At 57.1% G+C, this 15,810-nt stretch carries 14 protein-coding genes; 10 read left to right on the plus strand and 4 right to left on the minus strand.

Annotated features, from left to right (window positions below):
• Positions 1–45: 45 nt before the first annotated feature.
• The 4 genes from ACFPM8_RS01675 to ACFPM8_RS01690 all read left to right on the plus strand — a co-directional run bounded on the left by ACFPM8_RS01675 (position 46) and on the right by ACFPM8_RS01690 (position 3,985).
• Positions 46–615 (plus strand): YceI family protein, encoded by a 570-nt coding sequence (locus ACFPM8_RS01675; protein ID WP_378994300.1) that lies wholly within the window; start codon positions 46–48, stop codon positions 613–615.
• Between the two features lie 148 nt (positions 616–763).
• Positions 764–2,386, plus strand: coding sequence for an alkaline phosphatase D family protein (locus tag ACFPM8_RS01680; protein WP_378994301.1), 1,623 nt, complete (start codon positions 764–766; stop codon positions 2,384–2,386).
• A gap of 165 nt (positions 2,387–2,551) precedes the next feature.
• On the plus strand, positions 2,552–2,881 hold the full coding sequence (locus tag ACFPM8_RS01685; protein WP_378994302.1) for a DUF2946 family protein: 330 nt from the start codon (positions 2,552–2,554) through the stop codon (positions 2,879–2,881).
• Positions 2,882–2,959: 78 nt separating this feature from the next.
• The gene (locus ACFPM8_RS01690; RefSeq protein WP_378994304.1) at positions 2,960–3,985 is read left to right on the plus strand and encodes a TonB-dependent receptor; all 1,026 of its coding nucleotides are present in this window, start codon (positions 2,960–2,962) and stop codon (positions 3,983–3,985) included.
• Positions 3,986–4,127: 142 nt separating this feature from the next.
• Here the strand turns inward: ACFPM8_RS01690 and ACFPM8_RS01695 are convergent, their stop codons facing one another.
• Positions 4,128–4,643, minus strand: coding sequence for a TlpA disulfide reductase family protein (locus tag ACFPM8_RS01695; RefSeq protein WP_378994307.1), 516 nt, complete (start codon positions 4,641–4,643; stop codon positions 4,128–4,130).
• Positions 4,644–4,921: 278 nt separating this feature from the next.
• On the opposite strand from ACFPM8_RS01695, the gene ACFPM8_RS01700 reads away from it, so the two are divergent.
• The 4 genes from ACFPM8_RS01700 to ACFPM8_RS01715 all read left to right on the plus strand — a co-directional run bounded on the left by ACFPM8_RS01700 (position 4,922) and on the right by ACFPM8_RS01715 (position 10,815).
• Positions 4,922–5,362 carry a DUF3761 domain-containing protein gene (locus tag ACFPM8_RS01700; protein ID WP_378994309.1) on the plus strand — a complete coding sequence of 147 codons (441 nt, stop codon included), beginning with the start codon at positions 4,922–4,924 and terminating at the stop codon, positions 5,360–5,362.
• A 185-nt stretch (positions 5,363–5,547) separates the two neighbouring features.
• Positions 5,548–5,793 carry a GlsB/YeaQ/YmgE family stress response membrane protein gene (locus ACFPM8_RS01705; RefSeq protein ID WP_378994311.1) on the plus strand — a complete coding sequence of 82 codons (246 nt, stop codon included), beginning with the start codon at positions 5,548–5,550 and terminating at the stop codon, positions 5,791–5,793.
• Positions 5,794–5,928: 135 nt separating this feature from the next.
• Positions 5,929–8,643 carry a M1 family metallopeptidase gene (locus tag ACFPM8_RS01710; protein ID WP_378994313.1) on the plus strand — a complete coding sequence of 905 codons (2,715 nt, stop codon included), beginning with the start codon at positions 5,929–5,931 and terminating at the stop codon, positions 8,641–8,643.
• 99 nt (positions 8,644–8,742) lie between these two features.
• On the plus strand, positions 8,743–10,815 hold the full coding sequence (locus ACFPM8_RS01715; protein ID WP_378994315.1) for a M13 family metallopeptidase: 2,073 nt from the start codon (positions 8,743–8,745) through the stop codon (positions 10,813–10,815).
• Positions 10,816–10,909: 94 nt separating this feature from the next.
• Here ACFPM8_RS01715 and ACFPM8_RS01720 read toward each other — a convergent pair whose 3' ends face one another.
• A complete protein-coding gene (locus ACFPM8_RS01720) occupies positions 10,910–11,749 on the minus strand; it encodes a tyrosine-protein phosphatase (protein ID WP_378994317.1) in 840 nt (279 codons plus the stop codon).
• Between the two features lie 698 nt (positions 11,750–12,447).
• Between ACFPM8_RS01720 and ACFPM8_RS01725 the strand changes: the two genes are divergently transcribed.
• Together ACFPM8_RS01725 and ACFPM8_RS01730 are read left to right on the plus strand one after the other, a co-directional pair.
• Positions 12,448–13,602, plus strand: a complete 1,155-nt coding sequence (locus ACFPM8_RS01725; protein ID WP_378994319.1) for an ABC transporter substrate-binding protein — start codon at positions 12,448–12,450, stop codon at positions 13,600–13,602.
• A 230-nt stretch (positions 13,603–13,832) separates the two neighbouring features.
• Complete coding sequence (locus ACFPM8_RS01730) at positions 13,833–14,099, plus strand: hypothetical protein (RefSeq protein ID WP_378994321.1); 267 nt, start codon at positions 13,833–13,835, stop codon at positions 14,097–14,099.
• A gap of 301 nt (positions 14,100–14,400) precedes the next feature.
• Here the strand turns inward: ACFPM8_RS01730 and ACFPM8_RS01735 are convergent, their stop codons facing one another.
• Positions 14,401–14,766: a cupredoxin domain-containing protein gene (locus ACFPM8_RS01735; protein WP_378994323.1), complete on the minus strand. Its 366-nt coding sequence runs from the start codon at positions 14,764–14,766 to the stop codon at positions 14,401–14,403.
• Positions 14,767–14,768: 2 nt separating this feature from the next.
• Positions 14,769–15,665, minus strand: coding sequence for a metallophosphoesterase family protein (locus tag ACFPM8_RS01740; protein ID WP_378994325.1), 897 nt, complete (start codon positions 15,663–15,665; stop codon positions 14,769–14,771).
• Positions 15,666–15,810: the final 145 nt, after the last annotated feature.

The raw sequence follows: 15,810 nt of genomic DNA on the forward strand, positions 1-15,810 counted from the left end.
CCCCGCAGTTTTCCTCACCTGCATTTCATTGAAAGGAATTAACGCATGAAACACAAACTGATCCTCGCTTCCTTGCTGGCAGCCAGCGCCGCCAATGCATTCGCCGCAACAGAGTCTTACACCATCGATCCCAATCACACCTATCCAAGCTTTGAAGCCGATCATTTGGGCATTTCCGTATGGCGCGGCAAATTCACCAAGACCAGCGGCAGCGTGACGCTGGACCGCGAGGCCAAGACCGGTTCTCTCGACATCAAGATCGATCCGAACTCGATCGACTTCGGCCACGCCAAGATGGACGATCATGCCAAAGGCCCCGACCTGTTCGACGTCCAGAAATATCCGGAGATCACCTACAAAAGCAAGTCCTTGAAATTCGACGGCGACAAGCTGGTGGCGGTTGAAGGCGATCTGACGCTGCATGGCGTGACCAAGCCGGTAACGCTGACCATCAACAAGTTCAAGTGCATCCAGCACCCGATGCTGAAGCGCGAGGTATGCGGCGCAGATGCAACGGCTGAATTCAATCGCAGCGACTTCGGCATCAGCTACGGCATCCCGAAATTTGCCCCGGGCGTGAAACTGGCGATCCAGGTGGAAGCGGTCAAGAGTTAAGGCCGCGTCCAACTCGATGGCCTGATACATTCAAGCCGGCGAACATCGCGTTCGCCGGCTTTGTTTTTGAGCCAGCAAATCTCATTCATGCTCCTGTCATACAGGCTAGATAAAATCCTGGCTCTTCGTCCACTCCGCCGAGCAAGCCATGTCCTCCCGCAAAAAATCTCCTCCGACTCTGCAACGCCGCACCTTTTTACGCCATCTTTCGGTTGGCGCCGGCGCGCTGCTGAGCGGCTCGCATTTGAAGACCGTACTGGCGCAAAACAGTCCGCCGGCATTGATCACCCCGGACCAGCTGCGGCCGCAACTGAACAGCGGCATCATGAGCGGCGATATCACACGCGACAAGGCCATCATCTGGAGCCGCGCCGACCGGCCGTCGCGGATGGTGGTGGAGTATGCGAACAACGAAGCGTTGCGGGATGCGCGCACGCTGACCAGCGCATTGGCGCTGCCCAGCACCGATTTCAGCGCACGGGTCGATCTCAGCGGCCTGCCGGCCGGACAGCGGATTTTTTACCGGGTGCGTTTTCAGGATATCCGGGATGCATCGGTCTACAGCGAACCGCTGAGCGGCAGCCTGCTGATCCCGGGCGGCGCCGAGCGCGACATCACGTTCGCCTTTTCCGGCGACGAGGCAGGTCAGGGCTGGGGCATCAACGAGGCCTGGGGTGGCTACCGGATTTATGAAACGATGCGCGGTTTCAAGCCCGATTTCTTTATCCATTCCGGCGACCAGATTTACGCCGACGGCCCGATCGAAAAGGAAGTGAAGCTGGATGACGGCACGCTGTGGCGCAACCTGGTGACGCCAGCCAAGTCCAAGGTGGCGCAAACCCTGGACGATTATCGCGGCAACTTTGCCTACAACCTGCTGGATGCGAACAAACGCCGCTTTGCGGCGGAAGTGCCGTTCCTGGTGCAGTGGGACGATCACGAAGTACGCAACAACTGGTATCCGGGGCAAAAATTCGGCGCCGCCGAAACCCGCTATCAGGAGCGCGAGCTGTCGACCTTGGCGGCCTACGCCAAGCGCGCCATGTTCGAGTACAACCCGTACCGGATCGAGCCCAGCGATCCCGAGCGGGTCTACCGCATGTTCAATTACGGGCCGCTGCTGGAAGTGTTCATGCTCGACGAGCGCAGCTATCGCGGCGCCAATTCGCCAAATCGCCAAAGCACGCTGAACCAGGATTCGGCCTTTCTCGGCTCGGCCCAGCTCAGGTGGATCAAGCAGTCCTTGCTGCGCTCGCGCTCGACCTGGAAAGTGATCGCCAGCGACATGCCGATCTCCATCGTGGTGCCGGACCTGAACCCGGACGTACCACCGGGCACTTACGAAGCCTGGGCCAACGGCGACAATGGCAAACCGCTTGGGCGCGAACTGGAAATCGCGGAACTGCTCAGGTTCATCAAGCAGCACGACATCAAGAACGTGGTGTGGGTCACGGCCGATGTGCATTACGCTTCCGCCACCTATTACTCTCCCGAGAAAGCGCAATTCACCGAGTTCAAACCGTTCTGGGAATTTGTCGGCGGCCCGCTGCACGCCGGCACCTTTGGCCCGGGAGAAATCGACCGCACTTTCGGTCCGGATGTGCGCTACGTCAGCATCCCCAGCGACATGAAGCAAAACCGCCCGCCGAGCGAACTGCTGCAATTCTTCGGCCTTGGGAAAATCGACGCCAAGAGCAAGGTCATGACGGTCTCGCTGCACAATATCGACGGCAAAAACCTGTACACCGTCGATTTGCATCCGGAAGCTTGATAGGTCCGACCTGGTGCAAACCGGGGGGATTTTACTTAGCGGGATTTAGGCAAGACTGCGTATTCTCGGATACCGCGTTCTCGGATACCATACGGCCCTGTCACCGTAAGATTGCTCCCGTTAAATATAAAGATGTCTCGCTCTCTACGCCGATTTGCCATCTGGATGGCATTGTTTGCAGTGCTGCTGCCAAGCGTGGCGCGGTTGCTGCCGGCCGCGCATGGGCAGCCGCCGGGGCTGGGCGATTTGTGTTCAGCAGTCGGTCATCGTCAGGCGCCAGACGCCGGCAATCCGGCCTTGCCAGACCAGCAGCATGCAGGTCATTGCCTGCTGTGCTTCATCCATAGCGCAGATATCGGTTTACCACCCGGCGCTGCCGCCTGGGATATCGCTGACAGCAGCAGCGGCAGAGCGTTGCCGCCACCGGCCATCACGCTGCCGACCGCAGCCGCCTGGCTCAACCCTCACCCGCGCGGGCCGCCCTTCTTTTCCTGATTTACTTCACTGCCGCAAGCGACTTACGCTAATGGAAGTAGCTTGCTTTACGCATTACAAGTTAAATGAGGAATAGTCATGAATACATCATCAAGCCGCCGGGTCCGGCTCACTTTGCTGCCGCTCGCGGCTTTGGCTCTCACTGCACTATCCCCTGGCGCTGCATGGGCTTGCGCCAGCTGCGGCTGCACTCTCAGCTCGGATTGGGAAAACCTGGGTTTCGGCGGCTCTTCCGGACTCAAGCTGGATGTCCGTTACGATTACCTGAACCAGAACCAGCTGCGCAGCGGCACCGGCACCATTTCTCCGGCTGCCGCCAGCCAGATTTCCAACAACGGCAATCCGCAGGAAGTCGAAAAATTCACGCGCAATAATTACCTGACGCTGGGCCTGGACTACAGCTTCAATCCGGACTGGGGCGTCAATCTGCAACTGCCTTACATCATGCGCAGCCACAGCACCCTGGGCACCGCATCCGACGGCACCACGCCGGGCGACGGCGGCGGTCAGTACGATTCCAAGACCTCCAACGTCGGCGACGTCAAAGTCATCGGCCGCTACCAGGGTTTTACGCCGCAGCATAACTTCGGCGTCCTGTTCGGCCTGAAGCTGGCCACCGGCAGCCATACCCTGACCGCGATGTCTAGCGATCCCACGGCGCCAGGTCCGGTTCCGATCGATCGCGGTCTGCAGCCGGGCAGCGGCACCACCGACGCCATCCTCGGCGCCTACTTTATGGATACGCTGAACAAGGATTGGGATTACTTCGTGCAGGGCATCGCGCAGAAAGCGCTCAATTCGAGCGATCAATATCGCCCCGGCGACAGCGCCAACTTGAACCTGGGCGTGCGCTACATGGGCTTTGACGCGGTCACGCCGCAGCTGCAGCTGAATGCCCGCCGCGTATTGCATGACGTCGGCGCCAATGCCGACACCATCAGCACCGGCGGCACCCTGGTCTATCTCAGCCCGGGCCTGGTAGTGCCGGTCAGTCAGCAGGTATCGCTCTACGGTTTTGTGCAAGTGCCGGTGTACCAGAAGGTCAACGGGGTGCAACTGGCGCCGCGTTATACGGCGTCGCTGGGCGCGCGCTTTACGTTTTAGGGCGACTTCTAAAAACCTACTGCAGGGTTTGGCAAGCCCGCCAATCTCGGGGCCGCGATGCTCACCAGCTCCGTACGGCTGCAGGTGTTGCAACTTCGTCGCCCCGACCTTGGGCCGCTCGCTACGGTTTTTCGAGGTGCCCTTAAGGCAGCTTGTCTTTTAGTAACGGAGTCACCAGTTTGTCCAGCAGCGGGAGATCGATCTTCGGTTCTCCCACGCTGCCGTCCTTGCGCAGGATCCCGTGCCGATCGATCACGAAGGTCATCGGCATGCGCCAGATACGGCCGAATCCCTTGAAATTCGCATCGCGCTGAAAAGCGGCCGGATAGCTGTACTTGGTCATGACCTCGCGCACCACGTGATCGTCCGCCGGATCATCCATGCTGATCGCAATAATCCGCAATCCCTCTCCCTTGTGCTGCTGGTAGTAGGTTTCCATGGCCGGCATTTCCTCGCGGCACGGCCCGCACCACGAAGCCCAGAAATTCACTATCACCACCTGCCCCAGCTCGTTCTGCATATTGAAAGCGTCGCCGGCCAGCGTCTTCGCCGTCAGACCGGGGGCGGCCTGCCCTACCCCCATCGCCACCGCCGGCAGCGCAAACAAGACACAACAAAGGGCTAAAAGCAGGCGCGGCCATGATTGTTTTGAACGCATCACACACTCCTTATGAAGGCGAGCAGCTTATCACTGCGATTGATGGCGCCGGAAGGGCCTGAAATCAAACTTATTACACTTGTTTGCAACTTATTTGCGACTTATTTGCAATTAATGCAGCAATTCGTGTCAGCCGTATTGTATTTGGGAGCGTTTAGTACAAACCTCGTTCATATTCGGGTGCGGCGCACAGCAAAGAGCCATTGACGCCGCAAGTAGACAGATTGACAAATGTAATCCGTACCACATTGAGCATCACTCATTCCAAGGAGCAGAAAATGAAGGCATTGTTTTTTTCCGCAGCAGTTGCAACAGCACTCTTGACCTCCATCGGTAGCTACGCCCAAACCCCTGCTTCGGCCCCTGCCGGCAGCACCGGCCTGTGCAATGACGGCTCATACTCTTCCGCTGCCTCAAAAAGCGGCGCCTGTGCCTCGCATAAAGGAGTGAAGGAATGGTACGGTGCAGCCAAGGCAGCGACACCAGCCGCAGCGGCGCCAGCGCCAACTCCGGCTCCGGCAGCAACCAGCAGCGCCAAGCCAGCGGCGGCGGCTCCAGCAGCAGGCGGCCCAGGCCAGGTATGGGTCAACACCAGCACCAAGGTATACCACTGCCCAAATACCAAGTACTACGGCAAAACCAAGGCCGGTTCCTACATGTCGGAAGCGGATGCCAAGTCCAAGGGCTTCAAAGCCGACCACGGCAAAGCCTGCAGCTAAGCAACCAAAAGAGCCAGTGATGGCTCTTTTTCATTTCTGCCATAGCGTTGAAAAAAGTAGGGCGGATGAGCGCAGCGTTATCCGCCATTGGATGTACCACATGCGTTGACGCATCCAGTACGGCGGAAGACGCTGCGCTTTTCCGCCCTACGATGCTGCTAGCGTTTAACTTTAAGGGGAATCTCATGGGAATCATCGCCTGGTTGATAGTGGGTGCAATTGCAGGATGGCTGGCTGGGATATTGGTCAAGGGCGGCGGTTTCGGCCTGGTGGTCGACATCATCGTCGGTATCGTCGGCGCTTTCATCGGCGGCTGGCTGGCAGGGCTATTGGGGATTCATGTCGGCGGCGGCTTCCTCTCTTCGATCGTGACAGCCACGGTGGGAGCCGTGATCCTGTTATTCATAGTGCGACTGATCAAGCGCGCCTGATGCGAAGAACCCGCCTGGCGCGGGTTCTTTTACATCTGAATAGCATCGTTGACATTTATTTTCATATCATTTCTATAGCGCAATAAGTTCCACCAAGATAGAATCCTCAGACAATTTCAAGAGGGGAATTCATCCATGGTGTGCTTTACCCGTCGTTTCGTCCGTCATTCCGTCTTCACCGCTTTCACGCTCAGCATCGCTCTCAGCACCTCTGCATTCGACGCCGCTGCGGCAACCCCGAATGACACCGTACCTTTAGGCAAATTGCCGCGCTGGGCGCAGCCCCTGGCCTACCATCTCGATTTCCGCGTCGATCCGCGTCAGAGCGCTTACTCCGGCATCAGCACGATCGAGATTGAGCTCAAGCAGGCGGCCGACCATTTATGGCTGCACGGCCAAGATTTGAGCGTCGGCAAAGTCACGCTCACCGATCCTGCCAAGCGGACTCACGCGGCGACCTACAGCGTGGCGGCAGCCAAAGAAGGCGTCGCCCTGGTCAATTTCGGCAGCACGCTGCCGGCCGGCCGCTACAGCGTGAAGCTGGAATTCACTGCGCCGTTCAACGAGCAGTTGGAAGGCTTGTACAAAATCAACCATGAAGGCGCGCCCTACGCAATGACCCAGCTGGAAGCGATCAGCGCGCGCTATGCCTTCCCCGGCTTCGACGAACCGTCCTTCAAGACGCCGTACACGCTCAGCCTGACCGTGCCGAACGATGAAGTTGCGGTCGCCAACACCCAGCAAATATCCGAAGAAAAAATGGCGGACGGCTGGCGCAAACTCAGCTTCGCCCCGACCCGGCCGTTGCCAAGCTACCTGGTCGCATTTGCCGTCGGCCCGTGGGAGATCGTCAAGGGACCGGACATTGCAGCGACACAATGGCGTCAGCATGTGACGCCGCTGCGCGGCATCGCGCCGCGCGGCGAAGGACAGCGCATGCAGCGCGCCCTGGAGCAGACTCCGGCCATGATCACGGCGCTGGAAGATTATTTCGGCTTGGGCTACCCGTTCGATAAAGTGGATTTGCTGGCAGCCCCGGATTTCGCCGCGGGCGCGATGGAAAATCCCGGCTTGGTGACTTTCCGCGACTACCTGATGCTGCTCGATGCGCAATCGCCGGCGACCAACGTCCGCGGCTCATTCAATGTGACGGCGCACGAACTGGCGCATCAATGGTTTGGCGACACGGTGACCATGCCGTGGTGGGACGATATCTGGCTCAATGAAGCGTTTGCGACCTGGATGCAAAGCAAAATCACCCAGCAACTGCATCCCGAATACCGTGCCGACCTGGAACTCATCAATGGCGCCAACGGCGCCATGCAAAGCGACAGCCTGGTCAGCGTGCGGCGCATCCGCCAGCCGATCGCCGGCAACGGCGACATCGAAACTGCATTCGACGGCATCACCTACCAAAAGGGCGCTGCAGTATTGAATATGTTCGAACGCTATCTCGGTGCGGACACCTTCCGGCAAGGGGTACGCAGCTATTTTCAGCAGCATCAATTCTCCAACGCCACCGCCGATGACCTGATCAACGCGCTAGCCAAGGCATCCGGCAAGGGCAAGCGCTTTGCGCGCGCCATGCAGAGTTTCCTCGACCAGCCGGGCGTGCCTCAGGTAGAGACCGCCTTGAGCTGGGAACACGGCCAAGCCGTGCTGCGCCTGAAACAACAGCGTTACCTGCCGCTCGGCTCGACCGGCAACCCCAAGCAGTTGTGGGGCATTCCGGTATGCGTGCGCTACGGCGACGAACATAGCGCCGCCAGCAAAACCCAATGCGAACTGCTCGATCAAGAACAGGGAAAAATCGTGCTGCAAGGCGCGTCCGCTTCGACCTGGTACATGCCGAACGCGGATGCCGCCGGTTATTACCGGTTCAGCATGGCGCATGAGGACCTGGCGCGCCTGAACCAACACATCGCCCGGTTGGCCGATACCGAACAACTGGCGTACGCGGATGCGATCAATGCCGGTTTCCGGCGCGGCGACCTGGATGCGGCGGCCGTGCTGGCTGCGGCGCCCCGTCTGGCGCCAGCCACAACACGGGAAGTCGCCATCGCCTTGATTCCATCGCTCAAGTGGCTCTCGAAATATGCGGTGCGGACCGATGCGCAACGCCAGCAATTGGTCGATCTGGCTCGCACGCTCTACCTGCCGCGACTGCAGCAACTGGGCTACCAACGCCGCCCTGGCGACACCCAGGACGATGCGCTGCTGCGGGCCGAGCTGGCCAATTTCCTGGCGATCGACATGAAGCTGCCGGAAGTGCGTCAGGCCATGCTGGCGCAAGGCGATCAAGCGCTGCAGCCGGATGCCGAGCACCGTCTCAACTTGGCAGCGGCCAACCCCGACCTGCTGCGCACCGCTCTGGCTGTGAGCACCCAGGAACGCGGCAAGGCGACCATCGACGCCTTGATCAAGGCGCTCGGCAACACCAGCGAACCGGCGCAGCGCATGGCGATGTTGTACGGAGTCGGCGCTGCCACCGCAGCGGCTGACGCCGAACGCGCGCGCAACCTGGCGCTTGATCCGCTGGTGAAAGTCGGCGAAATCAAAACCCTGTTGACAGCCAGCCGGGAAGACGGCGAAGGCCATGACGCCATGTGGCAATGGTTCACCAGCAACCATGCACAGCTGATCAAGCGCAGCGGCGAAAATTTCGGCGGCAGATTGCCGGGCTTGGTCGGCGGCGACGGTTGCTCGCAAGCCGATGCCGAACGCCTCAGCGCCTTTTTCGAACCGCGCCTGCATCAACTCACCGGCGCCGATCGCGGCCTGGCGCAAACCCGTGAACAGACGCTGCTGTGCACGGCATTGCGCGCCAATCCGGCGGCGACGCTGCATTGATGGCTGGAAAAACAAGTTTGTAGGACTGCTTTAAAAACCGTTTAGTGATAGCCTAAAAAGCTGTTTTTTCCGATGAACTCTCATAAGGATTTTTGACTCGTGAAACGATCTCTGATTTGCGCCGCAGTGCTGACCCTGGCTGCCAGCTATGCCGGCGTCACCTTCGCCGAAACACCCGCCGCCGCCATCACCGCTCCGGTTGCCGCTGCACCGCTGAGCACCGGCATCGACATGCGCAATGCGGACCTGACAGTGCGCCCGCAAGACGACTTTTATAGCTACGTCAACGGCACATGGATGAAGAACACGGAAATTCCTGCCGACAAGTCATCCTGGGGCGCATTTTACGAACTGCGGGAAAATTCCTTAACCCAGCTGCACACCATCGTCGATACCGTCAGCCAGGGCAAAAACATCAAGCCTGGTTCGAACGAACAAAAAATCGCCGACATGTATGCCAGCTACATGAATGAGCCGGCACTCGAAGAGTTGGGCATCAAACCGCTAGCGGCAGAATTCGCCAAGGTCGATGCGCTCAAGGACAAAAAACAAATCTCCGGCTTGATCGCCTACCTGAACCGCGTCGGCGTCACCGCACCTTACGATCTGGGCATACACACGGATGCCAAGGACTCCAGCAAAATCATCGCCGATCTGGGACAAAGCGGTCTCGGCTTGCCGGACCGCGACTACTACTTGAAAGCGGATGACGCCAAGCTCAAGGACACGCTGGACAAATACCTGGCGCATATCGAAAAAATGCTGACCTTGGCAGGCGACAAAGCCGCCCACAAGAACGCGGCCAGCATCGTCGCGCTGGAAACCGAACTGGCAAAAGTCCAATGGACCAAAGTCGAAAACCGCGACCCGGTAAAAACCTACAACAAAGTCGAACTGGCACAACTGCATACGCTGGCGCCGAATATCGAATGGGACGGCTATCTGTCGGGCACCGAGCTGAAAGACAAGATCTCGTATCTGGTCGTCAGTCAGCCGAGCTACATCAAGGGCTTCGACAAAGTCCTGCAAAAAACCCCGCTATCGGTCTGGAAAGCGTATTTCAAATGGCATGTTTTAAGCAGCTTCGCGGCTGAATTGTCGAAGCCGTATGTCGATGAGAATTTTGCGTTTTACGGCGTCGTGCTGCGCGGCGTTCCGGAAAATGAACCACGCTGGAAACGCGGCGTCAAGATGGTCGAAGGCAGCATCGGCGAAGGCCTCGGCAAACTCTATGTGGAGCAATTTTTCCCGCCGGAGAACAAAGCTCGCATGGAAAAATTGGTCGGCAACCTGATCACTGCCTACGATCAAAGCATCGCGGGCCTGGACTGGATGAGTCCTGCCACCAAGAAGCAGGCACAGAAAAAATTGTCGACCTTGATGCTGAAGATCGGCTACCCGGACAAATGGCGCGACTACTCCAGCCTGACCATCAAGCGTGACGACCTGGTCGGCAATGTGATGCGTGCCAACAATTTCGAATTCAAGCGCAATATCGACAAGCTGGGCAAGCCGGTGGACCGTACCGAATGGGGCATGACGCCGCAAACCGTCAATGCTTATTACAACCCTGAGTTCAACGAAATCGTGTTCCCGGCGGCGATTTTGCAACCGCCGTTCTTTAACGCCAAGGCAGACGATGCCGTGAACTATGGCGGCATCGGCGGCGTGATCGGCCATGAAATCAGCCACGGCTTTGACGATCAAGGCAGCCAGTACGATGAAGTCGGCAATCTGCGCGACTGGTGGACCAAGGAAGATCACGAAAAATTCGCAGTCAAAACCAAGGCCCTGGTGGCCCAGTACAACGCTTACAGCCCGGTACCTGGATATAAGGTCAACGGCGAACTGACATTGGGTGAAAACATCGCGGACAACTCCGGTCTGGCGATTGCATACAAGGCCTATCACTTGTCCTTGGGCGGCAAGCCGGCGCCGGTGATTGACGGCTTGACCGGCGACCAGCGCCTGTATCTCGGCTGGGGTCAGGTATGGCGCGGCAAGGTGCGCGACGCCCAAGCCATCGTCTATGTAAAAACCGATCCGCATTCGCCACCGCGCTTCCGCGGCAACGGCACACTGGAAAATCAACCCGGCTTCTACAGCGCGTTTGATGTCAAACCCGGCGACAAGATGTATCTGCCGCCGGAACAACGCGTCATCATGTGGTAACTGCTGGACGCCGCATCGGCTGACACCTTCACGTCAGCCAAAAAGCCACCGACTTGGTCGGTGGCTTTTTTTTTCGACTTGCGGAAACCGAGTATTAAGACGTCGGCTCAAGATAATTGCGACGGATGCGCTCGAGGTCGATGCCCAGCACCTGCCGCAGATAATGATCCATGCCGTCATAGTCATCCTCCACCACTTGCAAGGATGCCTCGATGTAGGCCGCGTCGACCATCAGCAGCGGCGCCACTACCTCCGAAGGCAATGCTGCTTCGGCTATCTGAGCCAGCACCTGTGCATTGCCTGCCGCGTTGTAATGATTCGATTCAAGATAATTCGCAATGATGGCTGCATGATCGACACCCAGCGCCGATAGCAGCAACACGCTGGCAAAGCCGGTACGATCCTTGCCGGCGGTGCAGTGATAGAGCATCGTCTTGTTTTGCTCGGCCAGAGTCAGAAAGCGCTTGAACTGCGCCTGATAACGTCGCGGGAAATCGCGATAAAAATCGATCATGAACTGACGGCTAGTTTCCGCCGAGCCATTCTTAAGCATAGGCAGCACAGTCTCCTGCGACAGATTGCCGACCAGGACCGGATCGGCAATCCAGTGAAAAATCTCCGCAAATGCCTGCTCCGCCGGCTGTTTCTCACCCGGCGCACGGAAGTCCAGCACCACATCGAGTTTGAAACTCTTCAGCGTGGCAATATCGGCCGCAGAAGCCAGACCAGGATTGCCGCCGCGCAGCAATCGTCCGGCCCGAATCCGTCGCCCGTCATGCGCCAGGTGACCACCCAGATCACGGGTATTCTGGATGCGCTCGAAAGGGATATAGCCGTTGGCGGCACTGGCGTGATCAAACCGTGTTTCTGTATTGAACGACTTCAGCATGGGCGTACCGCAGTGCTGGACAATATGGACTGGATTGGTAAACAAACCATTTCTGCTCCTCTATTAATTGATCGAGAATTCTTGCATGCATTAGTGCATGCCAAACAATCCCCCACGTTTTACAACATCTTATCGTTGCATCTGCTTTTCTCTGACGATGCGCGCCAGAAAATCACTAGTTACACATGTTTTCTTTGAAAATAGAGAGAAATCGCACACATTCCCACTTTAAATTGCCATCGAGATATAAAGAAAAAATCATCAGTGGAAACGCATCCAATTCGCCAAACAAAGATTATGCAATTTCGTGCTGGAACAGCAAGTAAAGAGAAGTTATCGCTAACATCCATGCCAAATTCATCGTTAACCCCCACATCTTCTTTTGTTTTCGCCCTGCAATAAATTTATAATACGCAGCGATTTGAACCGTAGCGATGCCGATTTCTGGAATTGACTATCGGTCGCCTTTAAAGACCGTGGAGAGCGGCACAAGGTCGGAGGAGAAGCGGAGTCGTATGAACTATACGGCGACGAATATGTCATCCCTGCAGTCCAGAGATTGGGACGCGCAGGAAAGGTCACCTCTAAAAACCGTAGCGAGCGGCCCAAGGTCGGGGCGAGAAGCGCAGCCGTACGGAGGTACGGTGAGCATCACAGCCCCGAGATTGGGACGCGCAGTAGGTTTTTAGAGATGACCGTAAATTTCGCAGTGCAAACTGCCCTCTTTAGAAAGTAGATTTTTTATGCAACTCCACCGTCGTCTTTTATCTTTTGTATTGCCGTTGATCGTCGGCATCAGCGCGCCGCTGTCGTCCAGTTTTGCCGAATCCGGCGTCACCGACCAGAAAATCGTGCTGGGACAATCCGCCGCATTTACCGGTCCCGCTGCCCAACTGGGGATCCAGATGAATGCCGGCGCCAAGGCGTATTTCGATGCAGTCAATGAACAAGGCGGCGTACATGGCCGACGCATCGAGATTATCAAGGCGGATGACAAATACGAAGCGGATCTGGCAACCGCCAATACCAAGCGCTTTATCGAAAAAGACGATGTGTTCGCTTTGTTCGGTTACGTAGGTACCGCTACCAGCAATGCCGCGATGCCTATTTTCACGAAAGCGGAAGTGCCGTTTTTTGCACCGGTCACCGGCGCGCAGTCGATGCGCGAACCGTTGAACCGCCAGGTCTTCAATATCCGCGCCAGCTATTTCGACGAAACCGAACACTTGGTTCAAAAACTGGTGAACACCGGCATCAAGAACATTGCCGTGTTCTACCAGGACGACGCTTACGGCCGTGCCGGCCTGGAAGGCGTTGAACGCGCGCTGAAGAAATTGAATGTGCCAATGGCCGAGGCCGCTACCGTCGAGCGCAACAGCTCCGACGTCAGCAAGGCAATCAGCAAGATCCTGCCAAAACGCCCTGACGCGGTGATCCTGATCAGCGCCTACACATCGTGCGCCGCGTTTATCAAAGAAATGCACAAGGCGGGTTATACCGGTCAGTTCCACAACGTGTCGTTCGTCGGCAGCCAGGCGCTGGCGGATTCGCTCGGCAAGGACGGTGCAGGTGTCGTCATTTCGCAAGTCGTGCCGTTCCCATGGAGCCCGGCGATCCCGGTGGTGGGCGAATACACCAAGCTGATGGCAAAGGCCGGCATCAAGAATCCGAACTTCTCCAGCCTGGAAGGCTTCATCGCTGCCAAGGTATTCGTCGAAGGTTTGCAACGGGCTGGCAAGGACCTGACCCGCGCCAAGCTGGTGAAGGCGCTGGAATCGATCAACATGAAAAATTACAATGGCGGCGGTTTTGACGTCAATTTTTCCGGCACCAATCATAGCGGCTCGAAATTCGTCGATATGACCATGATTACCAAAGACGGGAAATTCATGAACTGATGCCGCCAGAATTGGCGCTTGCAGCTGTATAAAAAATCCGGCGCAATGCCGGATTTTTTTCGTCTGACGATCTGATCAGCGGCCGCTGCAGCCGCCGTCAACGATGGCAGTTGTGCGCCGCAAGGCTGCAATTTTTACGCAAGGTTTACACAGCAGCAGCGCCTTTTTAGAAAATCTTTACGTTCGAACTGCTACTCTTTTTACATGATAAACAGAGGAACAGGTGCCGCATGGATCACTTCCTTTTGAAGAGGCCGCAACCGGTTCAATCTCTCGTCATGCTGATGACGATCGATGCCGACAGCGTCACCTCATTGCGACATTTGGTGATGCGCACTTGCGGTACGTCGGTGGTGTACATCCGCATCCAGCCCATCACGCACGCGACCAGGATGAAGGTGTGGCTCGGATTGAAAGCGCCTGCTTCGGGTTTGATTATGGATGCGGTGATGCGTCACTTGCCCGACGCCGAGTTCGGCCAGGTCACGCCGGGCTGATGGCGAATTATCCGCACCTCATCTACTTTCCCCAACGGTGAACACCATGTCGTACTTCGAAAATCTATTCATCAAATTGTTCAGCATCCCGCTCGCGCCATCCCGACCGCGACCGTCCGCACCAAGCCCGGATCGCAAGCAAGACCCGGCCAGGACAAGGACATCGTTAATATCGCCAAAACCGGCGCACGGAAATTTCGCAGAATCGGAACTCGAGCCGCCTGCCTGGATTCTTCAGCCTTTTTAATTCAAGAGCGCGCCCACGCCATCTTCGACCTCACACGTGGACGAGCTGATTGCGCTAAGTGCGCACGATTATTTTTCCATTCATGTTTTCGTGACCGCTGCCGCAGAAGTTATCGCATAGAAAATCGTAGTCGCCCGCCTTGTCAAACTGCAGCCGTACTTTGGTGATCTTGCCCGGCACCAGGTCGGCACGGATATTCATATCGGGGATCTTGAATCCGTGCATGAAATCCACTGCGGTAAATTCCAATACGACCGGCTCCCCGGTTTTGGCGAAAATCTGATTCGGCGTATAAGAAAATCTCTTGGCCTCTATGCTGATCGCGCGTTCTTGCACTGCGCTACGCCCCCGTTCCGCGTATCCGTAACTTAACGCTCCCAGGCCCAACAGCGAGCACAAACGCCTTCTTGTCATGTTCATGATTAGGTCCTATTCACAGGAAATTCCGCGATTTTGTATTCGCCGACTTTCGGTTCCGCTTCCACTTCGCGGAAACCAAGTCCCTTGCCCGGCGCCGACGGATCCCAAGGCAACGGTGTTCGCTTTTCCTGCGATCCCGGTGCCGGCAGCGGAAAGATGAGCGACTTGGCCGCGTGGTGGGCGATATGCCCGGTCATCTGATGATGTTCCTGGTGGATGTGCCCGTAGAACACCGTGACATTGGAGTGCGGCATCATCAAGGCCAGCGCTTGATCGCCATCGCGCGTCGCCCAGTCCCATTTGGGCGCCAGATCGAATAAGGGGCGATGGGTAAAGACGACGATCCGGGCATCGTGCGCCTGGTGCGCCAGATCCGTTCGCAGCCAATCCATTTGCGCTTCGCCTATCCGTGAGCCAGGATCGGAAACGTTATCCAATACGATGAAATGCACTCCTTTATGGTCGAAGGTGTAATGCGTCTGGCCGAAGTGCTCCTTGAATGCGGTGCCGTTGTCGAGCGCGGCATCATGCTCTCCCGGCATGAAATGTAAGGTCTGCACTTTTAACCCGGCGACGATTTCACGGAACTCTCGCATGCGTTTTCGACGTTCCTGCGGATCATCAGTCGTATGCGTCAGGTCGCCGGTGAACACAATAAAATCCGGCTGCACTTGCAGCCCGTTGACTGTCGCAACCGCCTGTTTCAAGGTGTTGGCCGCTTCCGGATTGGCGTCGCCGCTGTAGCCCCAATGCGTGTCGGACAGCTGGACGAAATAAAAATCGTCGTAGCCGGGAACCGCCTTGCCGGTTGCGGCGCCCGCCCGCCCATACAAGCCGGACATGAATACCGCGCCGCCGCCAAGCGCGGTCAGTTTTAAGAAACCTCTGCGATCTATCATGTTGGTCCCCTTTAGTTGGTCGCCTCACACCTGTATAACTCTGTATCAACGGAAAATATTCCGGCGAATCTCATATTATTTTTTAGAATCAGTTTGCTATCGGTAGCGAGACGCAGGGCTGCGCAGTAAGATGAAAAACCGGTCA

The organism is Paraherbaspirillum soli (assembly GCF_042654985.1).
Taxonomy (GTDB): Bacteria; Pseudomonadota; Gammaproteobacteria; order Burkholderiales; family Burkholderiaceae_D; genus Paraherbaspirillum; species Paraherbaspirillum soli.

Excerpts from the sequence above, each read along its gene's own strand:
- ACFPM8_RS01675 (WP_378994300.1), top strand. The coding sequence starts at position 46 with ATGAAACACAAACTGATCCTCGCTTCCTTGCTGGCAGCCAGCGCCGCC.
- ACFPM8_RS01680 (WP_378994301.1), top strand. The coding sequence starts at position 764 with ATGTCCTCCCGCAAAAAATCTCCTCCGACTCTGCAACGCCGCACCTTT.
- ACFPM8_RS01685 (WP_378994302.1), top strand. The coding sequence starts at position 2,552 with ATGGCATTGTTTGCAGTGCTGCTGCCAAGCGTGGCGCGGTTGCTGCCG.
- ACFPM8_RS01690 (WP_378994304.1), top strand. The coding sequence starts at position 2,960 with ATGAATACATCATCAAGCCGCCGGGTCCGGCTCACTTTGCTGCCGCTC.
- ACFPM8_RS01695 (WP_378994307.1), bottom strand. The coding sequence starts at position 4,643 with ATGCGTTCAAAACAATCATGGCCGCGCCTGCTTTTAGCCCTTTGTTGT.
- ACFPM8_RS01700 (WP_378994309.1), top strand. The coding sequence starts at position 4,922 with ATGAAGGCATTGTTTTTTTCCGCAGCAGTTGCAACAGCACTCTTGACC.
- ACFPM8_RS01705 (WP_378994311.1), top strand. The coding sequence starts at position 5,548 with ATGGGAATCATCGCCTGGTTGATAGTGGGTGCAATTGCAGGATGGCTG.
- ACFPM8_RS01710 (WP_378994313.1), top strand. The coding sequence starts at position 5,929 with ATGGTGTGCTTTACCCGTCGTTTCGTCCGTCATTCCGTCTTCACCGCT.
- ACFPM8_RS01725 (WP_378994319.1), top strand. The coding sequence starts at position 12,448 with ATGCAACTCCACCGTCGTCTTTTATCTTTTGTATTGCCGTTGATCGTC.
- ACFPM8_RS01730 (WP_378994321.1), top strand. The coding sequence starts at position 13,833 with ATGGATCACTTCCTTTTGAAGAGGCCGCAACCGGTTCAATCTCTCGTC.
- ACFPM8_RS01735 (WP_378994323.1), bottom strand. The coding sequence starts at position 14,766 with ATGAACATGACAAGAAGGCGTTTGTGCTCGCTGTTGGGCCTGGGAGCG.
- ACFPM8_RS01740 (WP_378994325.1), bottom strand. The coding sequence starts at position 15,665 with ATGATAGATCGCAGAGGTTTCTTAAAACTGACCGCGCTTGGCGGCGGC.